Below are 23,899 nucleotides of genomic sequence, written 5' to 3' on the forward strand. Positions count from 1 at the left end.
GACTGCATTTGCAGACACGATCGAACAGTAAGCTAGTTAAGGAATTTATCGCGATGAAAAAGACACTCTTAGCGACTGCCGTTGCCGGTGCCCTGGGCGCCTCCGCTGGTGCTGCACAAGCTGCCACCATCTACAATCAAGACGGCACGCAACTCGACCTGTACGGCAATATCCAGATTGCCTACCGCTCCATCGACAATGCTGACGGTGATAGCGAAGACGATCTATTCGACAACGGCTCCACTGTCGGCTTCTCTGGTCAGCACGTCATCAACCCGGGCCTGACCGGTTACTTCAAGGCCGAATTCGAATTCGACGCAGATGAACAGAAGGGTGGTGGTAAAGGTCTCGATACCGGCGACCAAGCTTACATGGGGCTGAAGGGTAACTTCGGTGACGCCCGTGTCGGTTCTTGGGATCCGCTGATCGACGACTGGGTTCAGGATCCGATCTCCAACAACGAATACTTCGACGTCACAGATTCGACTTCGGATCTGGCTGGCCTGTATGGGCAAGATTTCTCCGATGTAGATAACGATCTTGCCACTGACCGTGAAGGCGACAAGATTCGGTACGTCTCGCCGTCACTGGGCGGCCTGCAGTTCGCTGTCGGTACGCAGTACAAGGGTGATGCAGAAGATGAGTTCAACGCCAATGGTGGATACGAAAATGCCGATGGGGACCCATCGAACGTTTCCAGTAATGGTTCTAATGCCTCCTTCTTCGGTGGTGTGAAGTATACCGTTGGCGCGTTCTCAATCGCCGGTGTCTATGACGATCTTGATAACTACGATCTGACTGGTGCGGATGGTGAGAAGTATAGCGCTAAGGCTTATGGTCTGAATGCGCAGTACACCATTGATACACTGCGTGTGTCCGCCAAGGCAGAAAATACCGACGTCGACTATGCCGGGGAAAGCGGCGACATCATGCGCTATGCGCTGGGTGCCCGTTACGGCTACGGTTTTGGTGATGTCTACGGTTCTTATCAGTACGTAGATGCCGACTCTGAAGTAGCAGCGGTTGCGAACCCAGGCGGTGTTAATGGTGCTGGCGACTACAATGGCGACGATAGCTTTAACGAATTCGCGCTGGGCGCCACGTATAATCTGTCTCCGGCCATGTACACCTTCGTCGAGTACGCGAAGTATGATCGTACTAATGACGAAAATGACGGCGTTGCCGTGGGTGCTGTCTACAGCTTCTAAGCTGTCGATGCCCCAGCGATCTTGAAGGTCGCACAGAAAACGAAGCCGGCTCATTGCGAGCCGGCTTTTTTAATGAGTATGTATAAAGTTTGATGCTTTTTAATAAGAATATGTATCGAAATAGGTGGGATGCTACGTCTCGGCTTCCATGGGTGCTTCCAAGGATGATTACGCCAGAATCCGGCGGGCATCGTCGCGTATTTCTGCATGCCAGGTACTGGATGCCGGGATCTCGACATGGGCGCCCATTCCTCAGCCACCAGAGTGTCTGCTGATCGTCCGGCAATTTGATGCTGAGTCGGTGCCATTGACTATGCGGCAGCGGCGTCAGTGCTTGCGCGCTCGCTAACGGTGTTTCGGTGAGTAGCCAGTCATGGGCTTCGGATATTCTGGAGTGGTGCCCCCATCAGGATTCGAACCTGAGGCCTTCCCCTTAGGAGCGTCAAGGTGAGCATTTTTTGCCTTATCCAATTTTGTCTAGTACCGTCCATAGATGTTCGTTAAGCCATTGTAAAAAATGGATCTATTTTGACGCTGCTGGGTATTTTTTGTCCATTGGCATCCAGTGATGTACAGCCTTATACTGACATCTTGTTGGGGTCGCTGTTGGGGTCGGAAAATGCGTGAAGTTGCCGAAGAATCAGTGAGCAAGGTTCGCCAGGCAAGCGAAAACTATCTCACCACGAGCAAGGCCGTGGAAAATTTCCGGGTACGAGAGGGCAAAACCAAGGCTAGGGCTGTCGTCTCCAACGGCAAGTTGGGCGGGCTAGCTCTTGAGGCTCGGCCCGATCGTGAAGCCAAACGTTGGATCTATCGCTATCGGCAAGGCGACAAAGTGGCGGAGTACCAGCTGGGAAGTTATCCCCAGATGAAGCTCGGCGAAGCCCGCCAGGCCCATCGTGAGGCTTTTGAGCTCGTGAAGCAGGGCATCGATCCACGAAAGCACCGCAAGGCTATCAAGGCAGCCAATCAGGCGGCGTGGACGATGGGAGAAGCGTTCGAGAAGTGGATTGACTTCTATGCCACAGCCCCGGTACGGGGCGGCACTCCACCGACCGAGCGCACCGTGTTAAAGCAAAAGGGGCGTTGGCGTTTGCACTTAGCAAAGCGACTGGGTGGTGCCTATGTGCGCGACATATCGCGCCGTCAACTGATTGAAGTCTTGGAGAAGATCGCATCTACGGCCAGAGAAGAGGCTCGCCAATGCCTCACCCTACTGCGTCAGCTGCTGGATTACTGCGAAGACCGTGAACAGATCAACGATAACCCAGCGGCTGGCCTGAAACCAGCCAAGGTTAAAGCTCGCCCGGGGAAACCGCGCGACCGCCACCTTAAGCTCCCCGAGATGATGGAGCTCTGGGAGGCGCTGGATGACTGTCGAAACGCCGAGGGGGTCGCCTCAACAGCAATGCTTTCCGCCTCTGTCGCCAATGCAGTCAGGCTGCTGATCCTGACCGGTGCTCGCCGTGCTGAGGTGTCTTCCATGCGCTGGGCCGAGGTCAAGAAGGATACCTGGCACATTCATGCCTCGAGAACCAAGAGCGCACGCGAACACAAGGTACACCTCTCGAAGCAAGCCTTGGCGATACTTGACGAGCAGAGGAAATCGTCTGGTGGTGAGTTCGTTTTCGAGTCTAGCCGTGATGCTGGAAAGCCGATTCACTACGACACCATCACGACGGCAATTGCTCGGCTTCAGGGGAGGTCGAGAAAGCAGCACGATACTGACGCCGTGCTCTACCACCTTGAACATTTCACCGTGCATGACCTTAGGCGATCCGTAGCGACGCTGTGGACCGAGACCTTCATGGCCGACCCATTGTTGGTCGATGCTATGTTGGCCCACGTGCCGCCGAAGCTCGTGGGCACCTACAACAAGGGCAAGCGGTACAGAATGCAGGTTGACATCTGGGAGCAGTGGGGAGCAGCCATTGAGCATTCCGCTATATAAGCCTTAGCTGAGGAAGCTCGATAGTTTGGCATCAGACTGAGCATCAACCTTGAGTTTTGCTACTCTGTTGATGGTGGCCAGCAAGGAGGCCCGTCATCATGCCACAGATCGAGACGCTCGCCAGACAGGCCTGGCAGCTCTGTGCCATCGATGACATCGCAGACCTTATGAGCAAGCCAACCAGCGCCATCGAGCGCTGGATCGACAGCTGGACCGAGATCACTCAACAGGTGCCGCCCTGGCACGAGGAGTTGAACTGCTTTACCGTCTACTACCTCAAGAAAGCCGGCATCATCACTCGCGAGGGGCTGGTCGAGGCGTGGAAGAATGACAACTTCCGACGTGGCCAGCCGAGGCCGCACTCAACCACCGCAGGAAGGTCCCGGGTGAGAAAGCCTCTCCCTCCGCCAAATAACATAGATAAGCCGCTGATTTCAGCGGCTTTTTATTGTGCGCCAGGCATGGCGCGCAGCGCCTTAACTGGCGCTGTTCCCGAGGGTGGTGCCTCGGGATGACTTGGGGGTGACAGTCCCCTGCACGCCCGGCAAGGGGAAGTGCTAGCCGACGGCAAGGGTGTCTCCCGTGAGGGGGAATCTGAAGGCAGCCCGAGGCAAAACGCTGGTCTGACGAACAGGAAGCGGATACGAGGCGTCATGGCGGGGTGAGATGGCAATAATCATCAAAGCCCGGTACTTGCACGGAACGCCATGGCGTATATCCGACAGGCATAAGCGGGAAGGTCGTGCGTCTTACCCTGGGAGGTCTGGTGGTCTGCCACGGTGCTACCGGCGTCGAGAGGCGACGGGATGGGTCACCAGACGTCAGCCGAGGCCATAGTAAGTGTCGATTCACTCCGGCACCAAGGGCCGAACATGAAGAACCGCGAGTAGGCGATGACGTCTCGAGGATCGATCATGAAGACAGCAACTGACGCTAATACCGTCACCCACCCAGAGGGGCAGGGGCGGCACCCTGAGTCCCGGCCGGTGGACGTCGAGACGGTCCCGGCGTCGTTATCGTGGACGAAAGCGGAGCCTGACCTGCTCATGGAGGCCGTGGTTGATAAAGCTAACATGGCGCGGGCTTACCGTAAGGTGGCTGCTAACAAAGGAGCACCGGGTGCCGACGGCATGACGGTGCAACAGTTGGCCGACCATCTGAAACAGCACTGGCCGACGCTGCGCGAGCGGCTGCTGGCCGGTGAGTACCACCCCAGCCCGGTCCGAGCCGTCGAGATTCCCAAGCCGAAAGGCGGGACGCGACTGCTCGGCATTCCCACGGTCAGCGACCGGCTGATCCAGCAGGCGCTACTCCAGGTACTGACGTCGATCTTCGACCCGGACTTCTCCGAATCGAGCTACGGCTACCGTCCCGGGCGTAGCGCCCGGCAGGCCGTCTCGGCCATGAAGGAACACATTGCTGCCGGCCACCGCTGGGTGGTCGACCTCGACCTGCAAGCCTTCTTCGACCGAGTGAACCACGACCTGTTGATGGCACGGGTCGCGCGCCGCGTTCACGACAAGCGAGTGCTGCGCCTGATTCGTCGCTACCTGGAAGCCGGCATGTTCCAGGACGACCTGACCATGCCACGCCGGCAAGGAACGCCTCAGGGTGGGCCACTCAGCCCACTACTGGCGAATATCCTGCTGGACGACGTGGACAAGGAACTGGAACGCCGGGGCCACCGCTTCTGCCGCTACGCCGACGACATGCAGGTGTACGTCAAGAGTCGGCGAGCGGGCGAGCGCGTCATGGCCAGCCTGAGTGATTTTCTCGAGAATTCGCTCCGGCTGACGGTCAATCGCGACAAGAGCGCGGTGGACCGGCCGTGGCGCCGTGGGTACCTAGGCTACACGCTGACCCGACACAAGCTGCCAAGGCTGACGTTCGCCAAGACCAGTCTGCAGCGCCTGATGCAGCGTGTCCGTGAGATCCTCAAACGCGGCAACGGGCGCAACATTCGACGCGTCATTGAAGAGATGGTCCCCGTCCTCCGGGGCTGGGCCGGCTATTTCAGCCTTGTCGATGTTAAACGCCCACTGGAAGCGTTGGATCAATGGATACGCCGCCGACTGCGCTGCCTGATTTGGCGACAGTGGAAACGGCCAAGAACCCGGCGCCGTAACCTTCTGGCGTTAGGTCTGGACGAGCGGCGGGCGTGGATGTCATCGGGGAATGGGCGAGGTCCTTGGTGGAATGCCCGCGCCTCGCACATGAATCAGGCCCTGCCACGGAAGTGGTTTGATCGGCTGGGCCTGATGTCGGTACTGGATACGGTAAGAGGGCTTAGTCGTTCTTCATGAACCGCCGTGGTACGGAACCGTATGCCCGGTGGTGTGAGAGGACAGGGGAGGCAACTCCCCTTCCTACTCGATTTTGTGCTTTTCCTCAGCCCATACTTCTGCCCATACCTTGCACCTAGCTTTCACCGGACTGTACAGGATGCCGTTGGATCGTTGGCCTCCCTATTCGGTATCTCGCCTCTCCATTTTTTAGGTCCTGTCACCCGCTTGGGGCCCATCACCTAACCCGGAACCTTTGACGTTCCTGTCCATGGCAAGACGGCGCTCCTGAAAATGTTATCTGCAGGGGCGTGCTTGGTCTAGCAACCCAGAACGGATGATCGGTCGCCGAGGTGACGCGACGAATGGGGGCGTCGAAGGTTAACGTGGTCAATCTTTTGGGCAATAAGATCTCGCAGATCCCGCTCGAGACGCTTATCGACATGGCCATGGCCGCAGGGTGCAAGCTATCACTTTACTTCAAGTTGCTTTGGGATGAGGCCGTCTCCTGATTGGCTGGCGATCCCTCGCGTTCCGCTTGCACCAAGCCAGGGTGCTGGGCGTCCAAAAGCAACGCCCAGCCTTGATGTCGGACTTAATAGCTGGCGCCGCATGACCCGCATGTATACCTGACATCGATGTCGACCAGTAACAGCCCTTCCTCAAGGGATTGATTCTTCTCATGGTCTTCCAAGATGTTTTCGTTGGCTTCGACCTGTTTGGATGTGAGGGCAATCCGAGTCTGACCATTTGAGTCACTGATGTCTCTGATCTGATCGTCGGTTAGCCCGAGGTAGGGTAGGTAGAATGTCTGATCCCCCTCGCACTCATCATCGGTGTTGTCAGCACACGTCAGCGTCACACTTGAGGTCTGCATATCCATCGTTCATCTCCTCTGGTGGCGGGTGCTCGCCTTGAGCCCCGGGGATCGACAGTCTAACCGGACGCGATCTTTTCGACACCCCCGCTCGATTTGAGCGTCACCTTTCGGCGCCGCGTTTTTCAATGTGTGCCAGCCTGAACAGCGTTTTGACACGGCCTGGAAGGGGACCGATTTCCGGCAGGTGACGGACGCCGAGCTGAGCAGGACCGTCAATAAGCTGAATGACCGTCCTCGAAAACGGCTCGGTTATCGGATACCGGCACAGGTTTTCCTGGGGGAATACTCAGGGGCCTTAGATACCGCAGGTGCTGCACTTATTGGTTGAATTCAGGCAATCACTATATCCCGCAGAAGGCACTGCACCATCAGTCGCCGATTGCAGCGATGAAGGATTGGCAGGCCAAGCGGCCTGAGTTATTTACCAAGCGGGTGGTCAATCACACGGGACCCGACAACTAGGTCTGGGATTTGATGGCGGCGATTCTTACCACGACTAAGTGGGGCGTCTCTTTCCCTTGCCCTGCCGAAGGCAAGCAATGAGGCATGGTGATAGCGTACCTGATGGTTCAGGTGTTGAACTTTCTCATTGAGTCCGCCGCGTTTGAATATCAATCATCGGGTGGCTGATCCTTTAGACAAGTAAATGTTGTCGGTATGAAGTTTTTCCTTGATTTACCAGGCTCTCTTGTTAGTTACATGATGTGGTGAAACAAGATCCTAACAGGAAACGTGCAGCTGACTGATGGCTAAGCATCTTCACGAAGCTCCGAGTTACATGCCTTTTGAAGTATTAGTTTTACACCAGACATGAAGCCAAACGCGTCTGGAAGATCGCAACAAAAAGGATATTGCGTAATGGTAAGTCACAAAATTCGTTTGGGTGCCGACATCGGCGGTACTTTTACCGACATTGCCTTGGACGTCTACGGCACTCTTTATTCCACTAAGTTGCTGACTAATTACAAGGCTCCTGAACAGTCCATTCTGGATGGGTTGGATACCGTCACCCGTGATGCTGGTATCTTGACTGCAGACATCGGCATCATTATCCATGGCACTACACTTGCCACCAACGCTTTGATTCAGAGACACGGGGCCAAAACAGCGCTAGTGACCACCGAAGGGTTTCGGGACGTGATCGAAATGCGAACCGAGAACCGATTCGAGCAGTACGATTTAGATTTAGTTTTGCCGCCACCTCTGATCTCTCGAGAAGATCGTTTTCCAATCGCCGGGCGGATCGGGGCCCAAGGCCAGGAACTGTCGCCACTAGACGAGATGGCTCTGGAAGACCTGGCCGATACTCTGGTGGAACGGGGGTATGGCGCGGTGGCCATCGGTTTCATTCACTCTTATCTTAATCCAGCGCATGAGGAGCGGGCTCGCGAGATCTTGTCGCGAAAGGTGGCTGTGCCGATCTCGATCTCGGCTGAAGTATCACCCCAAATGCGCGAGTTTGAGCGCTTCAACACAGTCTGCGCCAACGCCTATGTACGCCCACAGATGGCCGACTATCTCTCGCGTCTACAGGCCCGACTCATAGAGATGGGGGCAGGCTGCCCAGTATCTATGATCCATTCCGGCGGTGGCCTGATTTCGGTGGAGACCGCCTCCGAGTTCCCAGTGCGGCTGGTGGAGTCTGGCCCGGCGGGGGGGGGCATTTTCGCGGCCGACATTGCGAACCGCTTCAATATTGACCAAGCACTATCCTACGATATGGGTGGTACTACCGCCAAGATCTGCCTGATTGACGACTTCCAACCCCAAACCGCACGCAGCTTCGAGGTCGCCCGAACCTATCGCTTCTGCAAGGGATCCGGCATGCCAATCTCGATTCCCGTAATCGAGATGATCGAAATCGGTGCTGGCGGCGGCTCCATTGCCTCCGTGGATGCCATGGGACGCATTCAGGTCGGTCCTGAATCGGCTGGGTCTGAGCCCGGCCCGGCCTGTTATCAGTGTGGCGGAGAGCAACCAACCATCACTGATGCCGATTTGATCCTCGGCAAGCTGGATCCAAAAAACTTCGCTGGCGGTAAGATCTTACTATCGGACGACAGCGCTCGCCAGGCGGTTACCCGAGACGTGGGCAGCAAACTAGACCTAGATTCCGATGCCGCAGCCTTTGGTATTTGCGAAATGGTCGACGAGAACATGGCCAACGCCGCGCGTGTACACACGGTTGAGAACGGCAAGACCATCGACGAATACGTGATGATTGCTTTCGGCGGGGCGGCTCCACTGCACGCCGCACGCCTATGCGAGAAGCTTGGCGTCTCCCGCTGCCTGATTCCCCAAGGCGCAGGGGTCGGCTCCGCGATTGGCTTCCTCAAGACGCCATTCGGCTACGAGGCGCTGGCCTCTAGAATCATGAGCCTTTCGTCCTTCGACGTACCAGCAGTTAATGCCATGCTCAGCAATCTGCGTAGTACAGCAGAACGTTTCGTGCGAGCCGGCACAGACAACAAGATCTTATTCGAAGTGACGGCCTACATGCGCTATGCCGGCCAGGGTTGGGAAATCCCCGTGACCCTGCCGAATCGGGACTTCACTGATTCAGATAAGGCGATGATCGAAGCGCGGTTCCGCGAGTGCTACGTCCAGTTCTTCGGTCGCGCCATCGACGGGCCAGAGATCGAGTTTGTCACTTGGTCTATCAAGGCCCAAGACGAGCGGCCCGAGCCTAGCAAGGTCGCCCTCGACCACGGCGGGACTCCTATCGAGGCCGAGATAAGTCGCGATGTCTTCGACCCCGTCGCGGGGGGGTACCGACAGACCGGCATCGTCCCCCGTGACACTCTCCAGCCAGGAGCGAGAGTGGACGGTCCGGCCATCATCGTCGAGCGTGAAACCTCGACCATCGTGACGTCTCCCTTTAATGCTGTCGTGCAGAACGATGGCGCCATCCTCCTTATTCTGAAAGGAGCTGCGGCATGAGTGATATGGACGAAATTCGCTTACAGGTGATGTGGAACCGGCTGATCTCTGTGGTTGAGGAGCAGGCCATGACCTTGCTACGTACCGCCTTCTCGACCTCTGTGCGCGAGGCGGGCGATCTATCCGCAGGCGTCTATAACGCCAAGGGCGAGATGCTGGCTCAAGCGGTCACTGGGACACCTGGGCACGTCAATACCATGGCCGAGGCGGTCATGCACTTCATCGCCGAGATACCGAGTGAGGCGATGTATCCCGGGGATACTTACGTTACCAACGATCCGTGGAAGGGTACTGGCCACCTGCATGACATCACCATGGTGACGCCTTCCTTCAAGGGAGACGAACTGATCGGTTTCTTCGCCTGTACCGCCCATGTGGTGGATGTCGGTGGGCGAGGCTTTGGCGCTGATGGTCAGTCCGTGTACGAGGAAGGCATCCAGGTTCCAATCATGAAATTCGCCGCGCGTGGCGAGGTAAACCAGGATCTTCTCAAGATCCTGAGACTTAATGTGCGCGAGCCCAACCAAGTCATCGGCGATTTCTACTCTCTGGCAGCGTGCAACGACGTTGGCCACAAGCGCCTGATTGATATGCTCGACGAGGTCGGGCTCGACAACCTCGACCGCCTCGGCGACTTCATCCTGTCACGGACCCACACCGCGATCAGGGAACGCTTAGCCGCATTGCCACAGGGCATTTGGTTGAACGAGATGCTGACCGATGGCTACGACGAGCCTGTCAAACTAGCGGTCAATATAAGTATCAGCGACGAGGGCCTAGACGTCGATTTTTCCGGCACCGCTGCCATGAGCCGTTGGGGGATCAACGTACCACTTATCTATGCTAAGGCTTATGCCTGCTATGCCCTGAAAAGTGTGATTGCACCAGACATTCCCAATAATGCGGCTTCGCTAGCGGTTTTTAACGTCTCATCTCCGACCAATATCTTAAATGCTGAACGTCCCGCACCGGTTTCGGTGCGACACGTAATCGGCCACATGGTGCCGGATCTGGTATTAGGGGCGCTGGCTCAAGCACTGCCCGGCAGGGTACTGGCCGAAGGCGCCGCTGCGTTATGGAATGTCCATATCTCAGCCCGGCCTACCGCCGACTCAGAGGGGCGCCGTGCCGAGGTTCTGATGTTCAACTCCGGTGGTATGGGAGCGCGTCCGACACTGGACGGCCTTTCGGCTACTGCCTTTCCCTCCGGCGTTCATACCATGCCGATTGAGGCAACTGAGCACACTGGTCCGATCGTGGTCTGGCGCAAGGAGTTGCGCCCGGATTCCGGCGGCGCAGGCAAGTATCGAGGTGGGTTGGGCCAAGTCATCGAGATCGCTCCAGCCGATGGTCATGAGTTCAACTTTTCTGCGATGTTCGACCGGATCACTGCCCCTGCTCGAGGCCGAGACGGTGGGCAGAATGGCGCGCCCGGCTCGGTAACGCTGGACGATGGGACCCCGTTGCGCCCCAAGGGGTGGCAACACGTCCCCGCAGGGCGTCGCCTTATGCTGCAGCTACCGGGTGGAGGGGGATTTGGTGATCCGAATGAGCGGAGCCGTGAGGCATGCGAGTCTGATCACGTTAAAGGCTACGTCACGGAGGACCCAGCATGAACAAGATTGCCGACCGCCTTGCGGTTGTGAAGCCCTCGGCCTCCATGGCCGTCTCACAGGCTGCCAAGAAGCTGGCGGCCACCGGGATCGACGTAATCGATCTCGGTTTGGGGGAGCCTGATTTCACAACCCCAGCGCACATTACCGAGGCTGCCTTCGATGCAGCGCGGACCAACCGCATCTTATATACATCACCGCTGGGCACGTTGGAGTTACGTCGTGCCGTGACTAAAAAATTCAATCAAGAGAACGGACTCGACTTCGATGTCGACGAGATTGCGGTTGCCAATGGTGCTAAACAAATCATCTTCAATGCCCTCATGGCGACGTTGAATGAGCGCGACGAAGCGATCCTGCCGGCTCCCTATTTCGTCTCCTACCCGGAGATGGTCAAGCTCTTCGGTGGGGTGCCTATAACCCCCCAGTGCACAGTCGAGAACGGCTTCCGGCTTACGCCTGAGATGTTGGAAGAATCCATATCCCCGCACACTAAATGGCTATTCCTTAATTTGCCGGGCAACCCCTCGGGGGCTGTCTACACCGAGGCTGAGCTGAAGGGACTTGGAGAGGTTCTGGCCAAACATCCGCAGGTGATGGTGTTGTCGGATGAAATCTATGAACACATCCTCTTCGACGGTCGTCAGTTTGTCTCATTCGGTAAGGCTTGTCCCGAGCTGCGAGATCGCAGCCTGATCATCAATGGGGTTTCCAAAGCTTATGCCATGACGGGGTGGCGTGTCGGTTATGCAGCAGGATCACATGATCTTATTCAAGCCATGGCTATGGTGCAGAGCCAGTCTTGCACATCAGTTTGCGCTGTTGCTCAGACCGCCGCCCGGGTAGCACTGGAAGGACCACAGGAAGAGGTTTCCCGCTTTCGGGAGGCCTTCGAGCGTCGCCGCGATCTGGTGGTCAAGCGGGTCGCCCAGATTGACGGCCTGACGCTCGACCCTCCCGGAGGGGCGTTCTATGCCTACATCGGCTGCGAAGCCTTGATTGGGGCGCTTACTCCTCAGGGGGCGGTGCTTGAAGACGACAAAGCAGTCGCCCGCTATCTGCTGGACGAGGCCCATGTGGCTGCGGTACCCGGCGAAGCCTATGGATTATCCCCATTCTTTCGTATTTCCACCGCGACGTCGGAGGCGCTCCTGAATGAGGCCATCACTCGTATCGCTGCAGCGATTACAAAACTGAAACGATAGATATGCTGGTACTCAATGGCCTGTATCAGCATTGCTAATGCATGACTTGAGACTGGTGATCTTCAGCATCTTACTTAATTAAGCACAAGAGGATGAGCAGTGAATTTTACTTATCAAGAAGTCAAAAACGCGATCAGTGACGGTTTGCTGTCCTTTCCCATCACCGACTTCGACGCCAACGGCGCCTTCGATGCCGAGAGCTACCGTGAGCGTCTCGAATGGTTGGTCAGCCATGACATCTCCGCCGTGTTCGTGGCCGGCGGGACCGGCGAGTTCTTCAACCTTACGCTGGACGAGTATCGCGCGATCGTTTCCCTGGCCATCGAAACGGTGGGCGGCAAACTACCGGTCATCGCCGGCACCGGGTTGAGCATCGGTGCCGGCCAGGCCTATGCCAAGGCCGCTGAAGAGGCCGGCGCCGACGGCATCTTGCTGATGCCGCCTTACCTGACCGAATGCCCGCAAGACGGCCTGATGAACTACGCCCACCAGATCTGCGATTCGATCTCGATTAACGTGATCTACTACAACCGCGGCAATGGCCTCCTCGAGGCCGACACCGTTCAAAAGCTCGCCGACGCCTGCCCCAACCTGATCGGCCTAAAGGATGGAAAGGGTGATATCCAGGCGTTCAATAAGATCATCAAGACCGTCGGAGATCGCCTGGTCTACATCGGCGGCGTACCTACCGCCGAGATATTCGCCGAGGCGTATATGTCCATTGGCGTCAATACCTACTCCTCGGCGGTGTTCAACTTCGTGCCGGAAATGGCGCTGAAGTTCTACCGGGAGCTCAGAAAAGGCAATAAGGAGGTGGTTCGGGAAATTACCCAGAGTTTTTTCATTCCCTTCATTGAACTTCGTGATAATAAGAAGGGCTATGCAGTAAGCCTGATCAAGGAGGGTGCCGATATCATCGGTAAGCCTGCCGGAAACGTGCGCTCACCGCTTGTCATGCCGATCTCAGAAGAGCGTGAGCGACTCAATGATTTGATCGAATTCGCCAAGAGTATTTAGCGATAATCCCCTATTGATAGGAGAATCATCATGCAATACAAGAACAATCTAAAGTTAAAGGGCTGCCTTGCCATTGCCGCGGTGGCTAGTTCTATTGCGCTAACATCTTTTACCGTCCAGGCTGAGCAGTGGCGGGGGTGGAACATTCATCCGTCGGGCTATCCGAATAGCGAAGCACTGGAAAGTTTCGCCAAGGAAGTCGCCGAGAAGACCGACGGGCGTGTCGAGCCCAAAGTCTATCACAACGCGGTTCTGGGCGATCAGCCGGATGCCATCGAGCAGACCCGTAGCGGTGCGCTGGACTTCGCCAACTTCAACATGGGCCCGATGGGGCCGATCGTGCCAACAACCAATGTGCTCTCGCTACCGTTCATCTTCAATAGCGTCGATAACATGTACGAGATCATGGACGGCGAAATCGGTGACCGCTTCGCCGATGTTCTCGCTGAAAAGAACCTCATCGCCCTGTCTTGGTTCGGCTCCGGCGCGCGCAGTCTCAACAACGTCGATCATCCGGTACATACGCCTGAGGATGTCCAGGGGCTCAAGATTCGGGTGATGAATAACGATTTGTATGTCCAGATGATAGATGCCTTGGGCGGTAACGCGACGCCGATGTCCTACAGTGAGGTCTACCAAGCCCTTAAGACCGGAGTGCTCGACGGAGCCGAAGACAACTATCCCGCCTACGAGACCAGCGGTCATTACGAAGTCGCTAAGTACTACTCTTTGACTAAGCACTTGATTCTACCGGAATGTCTGTGTATCGCCAAATCTAGCTGGGAAGCGCTGACCGAGGAAGACCAGAAGTCTGTTCGGGCAGCAGCCGAACACGCAGCTAAGGAACAACGACAGTTGTGGCAGGAGCATGCCGAAGAGAGTAAGCAGAAGGTACTCGATGCCGGCGTGAAGATCAACGAAGTGGATGATAGGCAGGCCTTCAAAGAAAAGATGCAGTCTATCTACGACGAGTTCGTCAAGCAGAATCCGCAGCTCGAGTCGCTGGTCACGGATATCCAGGCCGCGCAGCAGTAATCGTATTAATTCATGAACGACCCCGGATCGATTTCGACCCGGGGCTTGAAAGGATTAGCTACCTTGAGCTCCTACTCCGACCAATTCAGTCATCAGGACACAGAAACCAAACCCCAGGCGGCGTTTGATCGATGCATGGATAGCCTCGCCCAGCTTTGCATTATCGTGGCGGGCGTGCTCATGGTGTTCCTGATCATCACTTTCGGTTGGCTGGTCTTCGGGCGTTATGTGCTAAACGATACCCCGACATGGGTCGAGCAGACATCGTTGGTCGTCGTCGTTTACATCACCTGCCTCGGGGCTGCTGCAGGGGTGCGTAACAACAGTCATCTGAGTATCAATTTCATACGAGAAGGGCTACCCGTGTTGCCGCGTGACATCATGCGCTATATTTCCGATCTTTTCGTTACTTGCTTCGGGTTTTTCATGGCTTGGCAGGGCTGGCATCTGGTCATGGAAAATCTCAGTCGACACATTCCGATAGTTGGCTTTTCCGAGAGTTGGCGTGCGGCACCGCTGGTGATCTGCGGGGTGCTGATAGTCTTGTTTTCTGCCGTCAATATCGTTCAGCGCCTGCTCAGGTTAAGGGAGGTTTGATCCTATGGGGCTCATGATCCTGTTCGGCCTGTTCTTTCTAGGCCTCATAGTCGGTGCACCGGTGGCTTTCGCCGTTGGCCTAGCTGCGGTCGGGACCTTCCTCTATGAAGGCCTGCCATTATTCGTGGGCTTTCAGCGAATTCTTTCCGGTATTTCGGTCTTCTCTCTATTGGCCATACCGTTCTTCATCTTTGCTGGCGAGCTGATGCTGCATGGCGGCATCTCCACGCGTCTGGTGCGTCTGGCCTCGGCGGCGGTGGGCCGCGTGCGCGGCGGGTTGGGTATGGTCAACGTCAGTACGTCGATGCTGTTCGGAGGGATCTCGGGTTCAGCGGTCGCCGACACCTCGGCGCTTGGCTCGATTCTCATCCCAGTCATGAAGGAAAAGGGCTACGACGCCGACTATGCAGTCAATGTGACCGTAACCTCCTCGATCGCCGGAGTTGTCATTCCGCCTAGCCACAACATGATCCTTTATGCGGTCGCCGCTGGTGGCGGCATCTCGATAACCCAGCTGTTCATTGCTGGGATCGTACCGGGCGTTCTGATGTGCCTGGCTCTGGCAGTGGCGGCCTACGTGGTGGCCGTTAAGCGTGGCTACACGGGTGAGCCGTTCCCTGGTTGGATGGCGCTGATCATAAGCTTCGTGGCAGCGCTGCCAGGACTGCTGACCGCTGTGATCATTGTCGGAGGGGTGCTCTCGGGGATCTTGACGGTGACCGAATCCGGGGCCTTCGGTGCGATCTATGCCATCATCGTGACAGGACTGGTCTACCGCGAGCTGCGTTGGGAGTCTTTCAAACAGGCGGTCCATCAGGCGGTGCGTACTACTTCGCTGGTGATGATCCTGGTCGGCTGCGCCTCGGCATTCTCATATCTACTGGCGCTGTACAGCGTGCCACAACTGTTGACCGATGCGTTGTTGGGTATCTCCGACAACCGCTACGTAGTCCTGCTGATGCTGAATCTTCTGCTGCTGGGGCTGGGCATGATAATGGATATGGCGGCACTGATCCTGATCTGTACGCCGATCTTCCTGCCGGTAGCGACCCAATTCGGCATGGACCCGATCCAGTTCGGCATCATCATGATGATGAACCTGGGGCTTGGCCTGTGCACGCCGCCGGTCGGTGCCTGTTTGTTCGTCGGTAGCGTGATTGGTAAGATCAAGATCGAGCATGCAGTACGCACCCTCTGGCCATTCTATCTGGCATTATTCGTGGTGCTGATGCTGGTGACCTATGTGCCGGAGATCTCGCTGATGCTGCCCAGTTTCTTCCAGTTGTGATTCTATTATTCATGCTTGTGAGATGTCCTAAATGGAGATGAAAAGGTGCTTAGTATTTTAATTCTAGCAGGTTCTATATCTATAAAATTATGCTAATGATTTTGATAAGTGGCTGTAACTGGGTGTGGTTAGAATGATAATCGTATAATTATGCATTTACTAAGTGGAGATAGGTATGACAACAAACAATTTTCACTTACCGCCACTCAATTCTCTGAAGGTATTTTGGGTCGTGATGCGTTATGGTAGCTTTAGGGATGCTGCGGATGAACTGCTAATAAGTCCTCAAGCTGTCAGTCAACAGATACGCTTGCTAGAAGATATCCTGGGGACGACGCTGTTTGAGCGTAAAGGGCGCGTGATCGAGCCTACCGAGCAGGCGATGGTGTTATCTCCTTTCGTGCAGGCAGGGTTCAAAGAGTTCAGTGAGGGGGTTAGTCGTATAACGCGCTCGGCTTACCGCAAGCGCATCAATATTAATGTCAGTCCTTTTTTCGCTATGCATTACCTCATGGGCCGACTGAACCGTTTTTGCGACCAACAACCAGATGCGGATTTACGCCTTACCACTATGACGAAAATGCCCGATTTTGCTGTCGATGAAGTGGATATCTCAATTCAATGGGGTTTCGGTCATTGGGAAGGATATGATTTCGAATTATTGGTAAGAGATCCAAAGATTATCTGTTGTACCCCAGAGGTTGCTTCAAAGATTAAGTCGGAAAAAGACTTGTTTAATGTGCCTCTTCTGCATCCGGTTCATGCCCGTAAGTTATGGTCAAACGTACTCTCCTATCTTGGGTTTGAGTCATATGAGCCGAGCAATAAAATACAGTTGCAAGATGCAGATACGATGCGTAGAGGTGCAATCTCCGGCCTAGGAATAGGGCTCATTTCTCAGCTTGATGCTCTGGATGATATTCGGAATGGGCGCTTAGTAGCTCCGCTCGGTATCGAGGCACTCGCGGAAATGCCGAATGAGGACATTCCAGGATTTTATGCTGTAATGCCACGCTCACATCGTCGCGTCAATATTGTTAATAGCTTTTGGGAATGGATCACGCTCGAAAATTGGAGCGATGAAAATGTGCGACTGACTGATTTCGATTAGTTGAGGAGTCTCGCCGTTAGGGAAAACTTATAATTTTATATCTCAAAATGAAATTGCTTCTAAACTTTACTGTCACCACTGCCGCGATTTTGTACAAGTCTTATTCCATGTAGGTACCGCTTTGACTCGCCCTAAGAGGGTGTTTACAAAAACAATAAGTCGTTGAGCCGATGGAGTTTCTATTACTCAGGGAGAGACCTATTGTCGCAAGGCGGTCGACCAAGAAAGCTCGGCGACGCTGAAAAAGGCCTGCTATGTCAGCTTGTTGAAGAGCATCCACTGGCAACACTCAGCGAACTTACGAATGCCTTTTGCCGGCAGATAGGACTCTCTGTGCATCATATGACCATACGCAGACGCCTGGAGGAAATGGGCATTCGACGTGAACGTGCAGCAGTGCTCCCTGCCCGCCAGGATGAGCTAGAACGCCGTTATGGCTATCAACCGGCCCATCGCCGTCAGCGCTCCGAACAACACTATGCCAGTTCATTGACCGACGCGAAGTGGCGCCTTGTTGCTGACCTTCTCGAGGAGGAAGGCCAACGCGGCACACCATCCCGTTATCCTCGGCGATTGCTGGTTGACGCCTGCTGTTACGTAGTTCGTAGCGGTTGCTCGTGGCGCATGCTGCCCAGGGACTTTCCACCTTGGCAGAACGTCTATCGAACGTTCCGCCGCTGGAGCCAGCAGGACAAGTTCGAACGGATGCATGACCGATTACGGGCGCAGTGACGGGAACGTGAGGGGCGCGATCCGATGCCCGGCGCAGCTGTGCTGGATGCCCAATCGACACGGAGTTCACCGCAGGGTGGAACGAGCGGCTACGATGCCGCAAAGAAGGTCAAAGGTCGTAAACATCATGTATTGGTCGATACGCTGGGATTGATACTTGCCGTGAGTGTGGTGGCTGCCAGCGTGCAGGACCGTGACGGTGCTCATCCGGTCATGGTCAATGGTATGGAAAAGTATGCCGGAATATCCACGGTCTTCGTTGATGGAGGTTATGCAGGACGCTGTGCACAGACGATCCATCAACAGCATGATATTGCGGTCGAGGTCGTACGACATCCAGCCAATGGCAATGTCGGTCGTTGGTGTACGCAGGGCCAGTAGGATCTCTTTACGCGCCGCCCTGATACCAATGGCTTTACCGTGCTGCCGAAACGATGGGTTGTTGAGCGAACACATGCCTGGATCGAGAAGGCACGCCGGCTGGTGATGCACCATGACCGACGTGTTGCGGTATCGGAGGCCTGGATCTGGCTAGCGACGGGACGTCAACTCCTCAACCGGTTAACTCGATTGGCCTAAGAATTTGGGGTACCCGGATTAGATGGTTGATTCCAGATCCCCCACTTTTCTGGGTGGTCCGGACGGACATGGGCGAATGGGACGCCTACGCCGTCGTGGGAGTCTCACTGCTCGCACAGAACTTGCCCTCATCGCCCCGGCGCTGCCTCTGCTTCGCCAGCGCCTGATCGCCAGGTGATGAGTCTGGTAAGATGATTTACGAAGAGCGTAGACCAGCCGGTTGGCTCGGAGTAATCAAGTACTGGACGGGAACACGATGGAACTCAGACATCTTCGATACTTTATCGTGGTAGCCGAACAGCTCCACTTCGGCCGGGCGGCGAAACTTCTTAACATCTCTCAACCGCCCTTGAGCAATCAGATCAAGAATCTCGAAGAAGAAATGCAGGTTCAACTTCTGATTCGTAACAACAAGGAAGTGAAAGTGACGCCGGCGGGGCGCCAATTTCTCAAGGCCGCCAAAAAGTGCATCGCCGACCTTGACAAGGAGATCGCACTCACCCAGCGTATCGCTCAAGGTAAAGAGGGTACGCTCTCGATCGGCTTCAGCGGCACCTTGTCGTTTCACCTGATACCGACGCTCGTGAAGGAGTTCAAAAGACATTACCCCGGTGTCGATATTCACCTGCAGCAGCTCACCACTCACGATCAGCTCGTCGGCTTGATCCATAAATCCATCGACGTGGGGTTTCTCGTATCGCCAGTCGCAGACCAGCGAATAGCCATTCTCGAAATCTTTAGGGAGCGTTTCGTTGCCTGCCTGCCCAAGCACCATCGCCTGGCGCAGAATACCGCTGTAATCGACGTTGCCGAGCTGTGTGACGAGCACTGGGTATTGACGCCCCGAGGTGCCGGGCATGGCTACTACGATGCGGTTACCGCCCTTTGCGACGCCTACGGTTTCGTTCCCAAGGTCATTCAAACCGCCCAGGAGCAGCAAACGCTTGTCGCCCTCGTCGCGGCGGACATGGGGGTGACGGTGCTACCTCATTCCGCTCAGGAGATCAAGAACGACCAAGTGGTCTATAAGGAGATCGACACCGATATCCGAAAGATCAGTTCCATGGCGTGGAACCCCGAACACCTGACAGACACGGCGCGCCATTTCGTTCGCTATATCGAAACCAGTTTGAACGAAGGCACGATCGAGCATCCGACCGAGCCTTATCGCTCTCATAAGGGGGCTAGAAGATCAAAACGGGCCCAGGTCGATCATGACCGCGATACTCAGCGCCACCGCGCCGATCGCGACCCAGATGCATAGAAGCGGAAAAACAAACTTGAGCCACTTGATCCAGGGAACGCCGCCGATGGCGATACTGGCCATTAAAATGCCCGACGTCGGCGTAATGATGTTAGTGAAACCATCTCCGAAATTGTAGGCCAGCACCGCCACTTGGCGAGTTAGACCGATAGCATCGGCCAGCGGCGCCATCACCGGCACTACGATAGCGGCCTGGCCACTGGCGGAACTGATGATGGTATTAAATCCCAGATTGAAGATATACATGCCCAGAGCTGAGAAAATACGGGGCAAGGGCTCCAGCAGTACCGCGATCGAGTTGACGATGGTATCGAGTACATAGGCGTCTTCGAGCACGACCACTATCGCTCGCGCCAGGCCCACGATCAATGCCGCATAGAGCATTCCCTGGGCGCCCCTGATGAACAGCTGAACATAATGGTTCGACGAGATCCGCTGAATCAGCGCCGTCCCCAGGCTGATGACCAAGAAAAGCCCTGCCATCTCGTTGAGCCCCCATCCCAGATTGAACACTCCGACGACATACCCGATCATACAAAGGGTGAAGTACCCCAAAATGATCTTGTGCTGGCGAGTAAAGACATCGGGAATGCTAGCGTTGCCGTCGACTTCCGCCGGAAAGGGAGTCGCCCCCAGCACTGAACGGCTTTGATCCATTGAGACTTTCGAAATGTAGCGGCACAGGTACAAGATGGTGGATATCAGGATCGCGATATACACGATTGAACGAAACCACAGGCCGCTGAAGATCGGAAGCCCCGCAATCTCCTGGCCGAAACCGGTGGTGATCGGATCCAGTCCGCCGATCGTATAGCCTGCGTAAGCGCCGAGATAGATGATCGCTACGCCTGCCACCGCATCAAGCTTGAAGGCACGGGCGATGATGATACCGATGGGAATGAACGCGATCACGGCGGTTTGAAGCGCGCCGATGAATCCGGCAATCGAAAATACAGTGGAAACCGCAACAATCAAGGCGTACTTCCTACTCCGGGTTCTCTTGATCAGTTGCATGATGCCCGCTTGAATGGCGCCGGTATGCTCCAGCACTGCGAACGCGCCACCTATGGTCAGCACGAGAAAGATGATACCTGCCGAGTCGATCAACCCGGATTGTATGGAAAGAAAGAAATCGTAAAGCGTAGTCGGATTGGTCGGCACCGATGAATAGCTGTCCGGTATGACCATCGCCACACCGCTATCACTTGTGCGCTCGAAACTTCCCGCCGGCACGAACCAGGTCACCACAGAGGCAATGATCAACATCGCGAAGAGAAGAACGTAGGAATCCGGTAGACTTTTCTTCTTGTTTACTGTTTGCGTACAAGGTTCTGTTTTTTTCATTTCTACCTCCTCTTTTTTATTGGAAGGGACTGGTTTTAGCCTGCCACATGGGTGGTCAACCGATGATCAGTGACTCGAAATCCCGCGGGAAGTACGTGATCATTTCCATACCGGTTTCCGTGATCACGATGGTATCGGAATGGCGAAAGGCTCCGACCCCCTCTACGTAGAGCCCCGGCTCGACCGAGAAGACCATGCCGGCTTCCAGCAAGGTATGATCTCCCAGATCGAAAAACGGCGCTTCGTGGTTCAGAAGCCCCATGTTATGGCCCGTATGGTGCTTGACATACTGGGACAGATTCTGGTCTTTGAAATAGCGCTGTACCTCCTCTTCGACCCGAGAGGCCGGAATGCCTGGCTTGATCGTGCGAAACGCCACTTCCTGCGCCTCGACCATGTGATTAAAAAACATCTCTTGGGTTTGGGAGGCTTGGTCGATGAACATTATGCGCTCGAGCTCGCTCTTGTAGCCCCATACATCGCACGCTGCCTGGGATACTACGTTGAAACCCGACTTGAACTGGGCATTCTGGTTCTGAGAATGTGGAAACGCCGAGTGCGGGCCAATCTGGCCCCGGTAGAACGCATGGGCGGGCGAGCCGTATGGGCGATAACCGGCCCCTAACGTGGCGAACATCGCCTGTGCCGCCTCCTGAGTGGCCCGGCCTTCCGCTTCCATTTCACGGCCGCCGGCCTGGGTGTACTTCACCAGAAGGCTATGGGCTAGATTGCCCCAGCGAGCCGACTCCTTGATCAGTTCGATCTCGCGATAAGACTTGATATAGCGCTGCCTTTCGACGAGCCCTTTGATCGACACCTTGTTGGCAAACGGCATGAGTGACGTAACCGCCGGCCCGGCATAGCCTTTCGCCGAGCTATAGCCTTCGGCGTCGACGCCCACACTCAGCGTCCCGAATCCCTTGGCTTTAAGTACGTCTTTGAGGTATTCCATGGGATGGGTAATACCAGGGTACTCGGGGTAGTCATGGGTCTGGCTGATCACGGCGTATTCCTGCGCATGTTCGACTTCCATACGAGGGACGAACAGGCTGAACGTGCCCTGCGCATCGATGATCAGCGCGATCGGCCGTTCGGAAGGACGGAAGTTGAAACCGGTAAGATAGAAGATATCGGTCACGCTGAACATCAACGCCGCGTCGCATTCACGGGTCTTGAGCGTTTCCACGAAACGCTGCTGGCGTTGTTCGATTTCTGAGGCGGGGATCGACAAGATCACTGTTTTACTCCTTATGCAGTAATGTGTAACAAGCTATCAGCGCCTTCGAGAGGCGGTAAAATACTATGTGGATGTCGTTTGATATTTTAAAAATATCGTAAAATGCGAATGAAAAACCCCGGCAAAGGCCGAGGTCGTTCAAGGATTCAGTCGACGGGTCTAGGAATTGGCGCGAAGCTCCGTGAGCGCGATGTCGGCGTCGATTTATCAACCTTTGGGATGGGTTAAGAGGGTGTTTACAAATTCTGGGTATCCGGATTAACTGGTTGATGGGACCTCCAGCCCCACCAAACGCTTAGTCCTGGCAAAAGGTTGATAAATCGACGCCGAAGTTTCTTTCGGGCTTGGGTAGACCCATGCTGTAGGTCATGGTGGCCTGACTCAAACCCACGGGTCTCCGAACAAGCCGGAGCGGTTCACTATGAGCCGCCCCGGGATTCCCGGAGGCTCCAAACCTTGAGGGGGTGGAGCCATGAACACGTCCAAACGATATGCCCCTGAGGTCCGCTAATGCGCGGTCCGCATGGTCTTCGACCTCGAAGTCAGGCGCTTAAATCAGGTTCACGGATGAGACCATGATCAAAGAGCCCGGCTACTTTCTGGTCCGCAAGCGGTCACCCTTACCTCTTGCCCCGCGAGATGCAGTATGGGACTGGTGCGTGGCTCGGTTCTTGCTTAGTGTCGATTAGCGGGGCTGGCCACTACTTTCTCGTGACTACTCTGTTAACAGATGAGGCAATCTTCTAAACAATCCACCAACCAGCTAGTCCGTTGAGTCGACGTGGTGTGACCTCGACGTGATGTCAACTAATCAACCACTTATTCCGGATACCTATTTTTGAGAGGCCGCTTTTGGCCGAAAGGGGGCACCTACTCGCCGTGCGGGTTTTTGATATTAGCGCGGATGAATATGGGCGGTCTCAAGTTCCAAGCGCAACACTATTGTAAGGTCTGAGTGCCGGGCACCGCTTTCTTCAGCACGTCAGCGTAAACCTCTAGAGGCGTAAGAGCATTCAGTGTTTCTCTTGGCCGGGTATTCAAGGAGTCAGCAATGGCGTCGAGCTCCTCTTGGCTAGACACCGATAAATCGGTGCCTTTCGGTAAGTATTGGCGCAGAAGGCCGTTGGTGTTCTCATTAGAGCCGCGTTGCAAAGGGCTGTGCGGATCCGCAAAGTAGATAGCGGTCCCCGTGCGCTGCGTGATATCGGCATGCTTGACCATCTCTCTGCCTTGGTCGTAGGCCATGGATAGACGCAGGTCCTGTAGCACCTCATTGAACTTGTCGCTGGAGCCAACGGCCGCCGCCGTGCCGTGGTGCCATCCACTTTCGCTAAGATCACCACACGCATGGTGCGCTCCACCAGCATACCGACGGCGGAGCGATTGTTGGCACCGATGATGAGATCGCCCTCCCAAGGCCAGGCATCAGGCGGTCTTCGATGACAGGCGGGCACATGTGGACACTGACCAGATCGGGAATCTGCTGGCGTCGATTCTTGCCACGATTGCGTGACCGGCGCTTGCCGTAGCTCTACCGCAAGCAGGCGATAAACTCCTTCTTGAGGCTGCCGCGGGTGATCACATAGAGTGCGTTGTAGATGGCCTCAGACCTGCCG

General features: G+C 55.6%; 16 protein-coding genes and 3 pseudogenes. 15 read left to right on the forward strand and 4 right to left on the reverse strand.

The annotated features are described in order from the left end of the window. The 4 genes from OP495_RS12745 to ltrA form a co-directional block, all read left to right on the forward strand. Positions 1–1,208 (forward strand): porin (locus tag OP495_RS12745; protein ID WP_348521313.1); only part of this gene is annotated, 1,208 nt, incomplete at its 5' end. A 619-nt stretch (positions 1,209–1,827) separates the two neighbouring features. Next, positions 1,828–3,159, forward strand: a complete 1,332-nt coding sequence (locus OP495_RS12750; RefSeq protein ID WP_280569711.1) for a site-specific integrase — start codon at positions 1,828–1,830, stop codon at positions 3,157–3,159. A gap of 98 nt (positions 3,160–3,257) precedes the next feature. After that, complete coding sequence (locus tag OP495_RS12755) at positions 3,258–3,674, forward strand: hypothetical protein (protein ID WP_280569714.1); 417 nt, start codon at positions 3,258–3,260, stop codon at positions 3,672–3,674. 399 nt (positions 3,675–4,073) lie between these two features. Continuing rightward, on the forward strand, positions 4,074–5,462 hold the full coding sequence (ltrA, locus tag OP495_RS12760; protein ID WP_280569716.1) for a group II intron reverse transcriptase/maturase: 1,389 nt from the start codon (positions 4,074–4,076) through the stop codon (positions 5,460–5,462). Between the two features lie 574 nt (positions 5,463–6,036). On the opposite strand, the gene OP495_RS12765 is transcribed toward ltrA, so the two are convergent. Continuing rightward, positions 6,037–6,324: a hypothetical protein gene (locus tag OP495_RS12765; RefSeq protein ID WP_280569719.1), complete on the reverse strand. Its 288-nt coding sequence runs from the start codon at positions 6,322–6,324 to the stop codon at positions 6,037–6,039. Positions 6,325–6,657: 333 nt separating this feature from the next. On the opposite strand from OP495_RS12765, the pseudogene OP495_RS12770 reads away from it, so the two are divergent. The 11 genes and pseudogenes from OP495_RS12770 to OP495_RS12825 all read left to right on the forward strand — a co-directional run. After that, positions 6,658–6,783, forward strand: a pseudogene (locus tag OP495_RS12770) (IS481 family transposase); the annotation flags it as partial. Positions 6,784–7,179: 396 nt separating this feature from the next. After that, positions 7,180–9,261, forward strand: coding sequence for a hydantoinase/oxoprolinase family protein (locus OP495_RS12775; protein ID WP_280569722.1), 2,082 nt, complete (start codon positions 7,180–7,182; stop codon positions 9,259–9,261). Further along, on the forward strand, positions 9,258–10,877 hold the full coding sequence (locus OP495_RS12780) for a hydantoinase B/oxoprolinase family protein (RefSeq protein WP_280569724.1): 1,620 nt from the start codon (positions 9,258–9,260) through the stop codon (positions 10,875–10,877). The genes OP495_RS12775 and OP495_RS12780 overlap by 4 nt, the downstream gene beginning before the upstream one ends. Beyond that, positions 10,874–12,079, forward strand: coding sequence for a pyridoxal phosphate-dependent aminotransferase (locus OP495_RS12785; protein ID WP_280569725.1), 1,206 nt, complete (start codon positions 10,874–10,876; stop codon positions 12,077–12,079). The genes OP495_RS12780 and OP495_RS12785 overlap by 4 nt, the downstream gene beginning before the upstream one ends. A 99-nt stretch (positions 12,080–12,178) precedes the next feature. Further along, positions 12,179–13,096, forward strand: coding sequence for a 5-dehydro-4-deoxyglucarate dehydratase (gene kdgD, locus OP495_RS12790; protein WP_280569728.1), 918 nt, complete (start codon positions 12,179–12,181; stop codon positions 13,094–13,096). 30 nt (positions 13,097–13,126) lie between these two features. Then, positions 13,127–14,131, forward strand: a complete 1,005-nt coding sequence (locus tag OP495_RS12795; RefSeq protein ID WP_280569729.1) for a TRAP transporter substrate-binding protein — start codon at positions 13,127–13,129, stop codon at positions 14,129–14,131. 63 nt (positions 14,132–14,194) lie between these two features. Next, positions 14,195–14,728: a TRAP transporter small permease gene (locus OP495_RS12800; protein WP_280569731.1), complete on the forward strand. Its 534-nt coding sequence runs from the start codon at positions 14,195–14,197 to the stop codon at positions 14,726–14,728. A gap of 4 nt (positions 14,729–14,732) precedes the next feature. After that, positions 14,733–16,016 carry a TRAP transporter large permease gene (locus OP495_RS12805; RefSeq protein WP_280569732.1) on the forward strand — a complete coding sequence of 428 codons (1,284 nt, stop codon included), beginning with the start codon at positions 14,733–14,735 and terminating at the stop codon, positions 16,014–16,016. A 175-nt stretch (positions 16,017–16,191) separates the two neighbouring features. Next, complete coding sequence (locus OP495_RS12810; RefSeq protein WP_280569734.1) at positions 16,192–17,127, forward strand: LysR substrate-binding domain-containing protein; 936 nt, start codon at positions 16,192–16,194, stop codon at positions 17,125–17,127. Positions 17,128–17,553: 426 nt separating this feature from the next. Continuing rightward, positions 17,554–18,438, forward strand: a pseudogene (locus tag OP495_RS12820) (IS5 family transposase); the annotation flags it as partial. Positions 18,439–18,694: 256 nt separating this feature from the next. Further along, the gene (locus tag OP495_RS12825; RefSeq protein ID WP_280569737.1) at positions 18,695–19,702 is read left to right on the forward strand and encodes a LysR family transcriptional regulator; all 1,008 of its coding nucleotides are present in this window, start codon (positions 18,695–18,697) and stop codon (positions 19,700–19,702) included. Here OP495_RS12825 and OP495_RS12830 read toward each other — a convergent pair. The 3 genes and pseudogenes from OP495_RS12830 to OP495_RS12840 all read right to left on the reverse strand — a co-directional run. Next, positions 19,631–21,046, reverse strand: a complete 1,416-nt coding sequence (locus OP495_RS12830) for an AbgT family transporter (protein WP_280569738.1) — start codon at positions 21,044–21,046, stop codon at positions 19,631–19,633. The genes OP495_RS12825 and OP495_RS12830 overlap by 72 nt on opposite strands. Before the next feature lie 55 nt (positions 21,047–21,101). Beyond that, positions 21,102–22,283: a Xaa-Pro peptidase family protein gene (locus tag OP495_RS12835; RefSeq protein ID WP_280569739.1), complete on the reverse strand. Its 1,182-nt coding sequence runs from the start codon at positions 22,281–22,283 to the stop codon at positions 21,102–21,104. 939 nt (positions 22,284–23,222) lie between these two features. After that, a pseudogene (locus OP495_RS12840) lies at positions 23,223–23,899 on the reverse strand (IS30 family transposase); the annotation flags it as partial.

The organism is Chromohalobacter sp. 296-RDG, from assembly GCF_029889885.1.
Classification (GTDB): domain Bacteria; phylum Pseudomonadota; class Gammaproteobacteria; order Pseudomonadales; family Halomonadaceae; genus Chromohalobacter.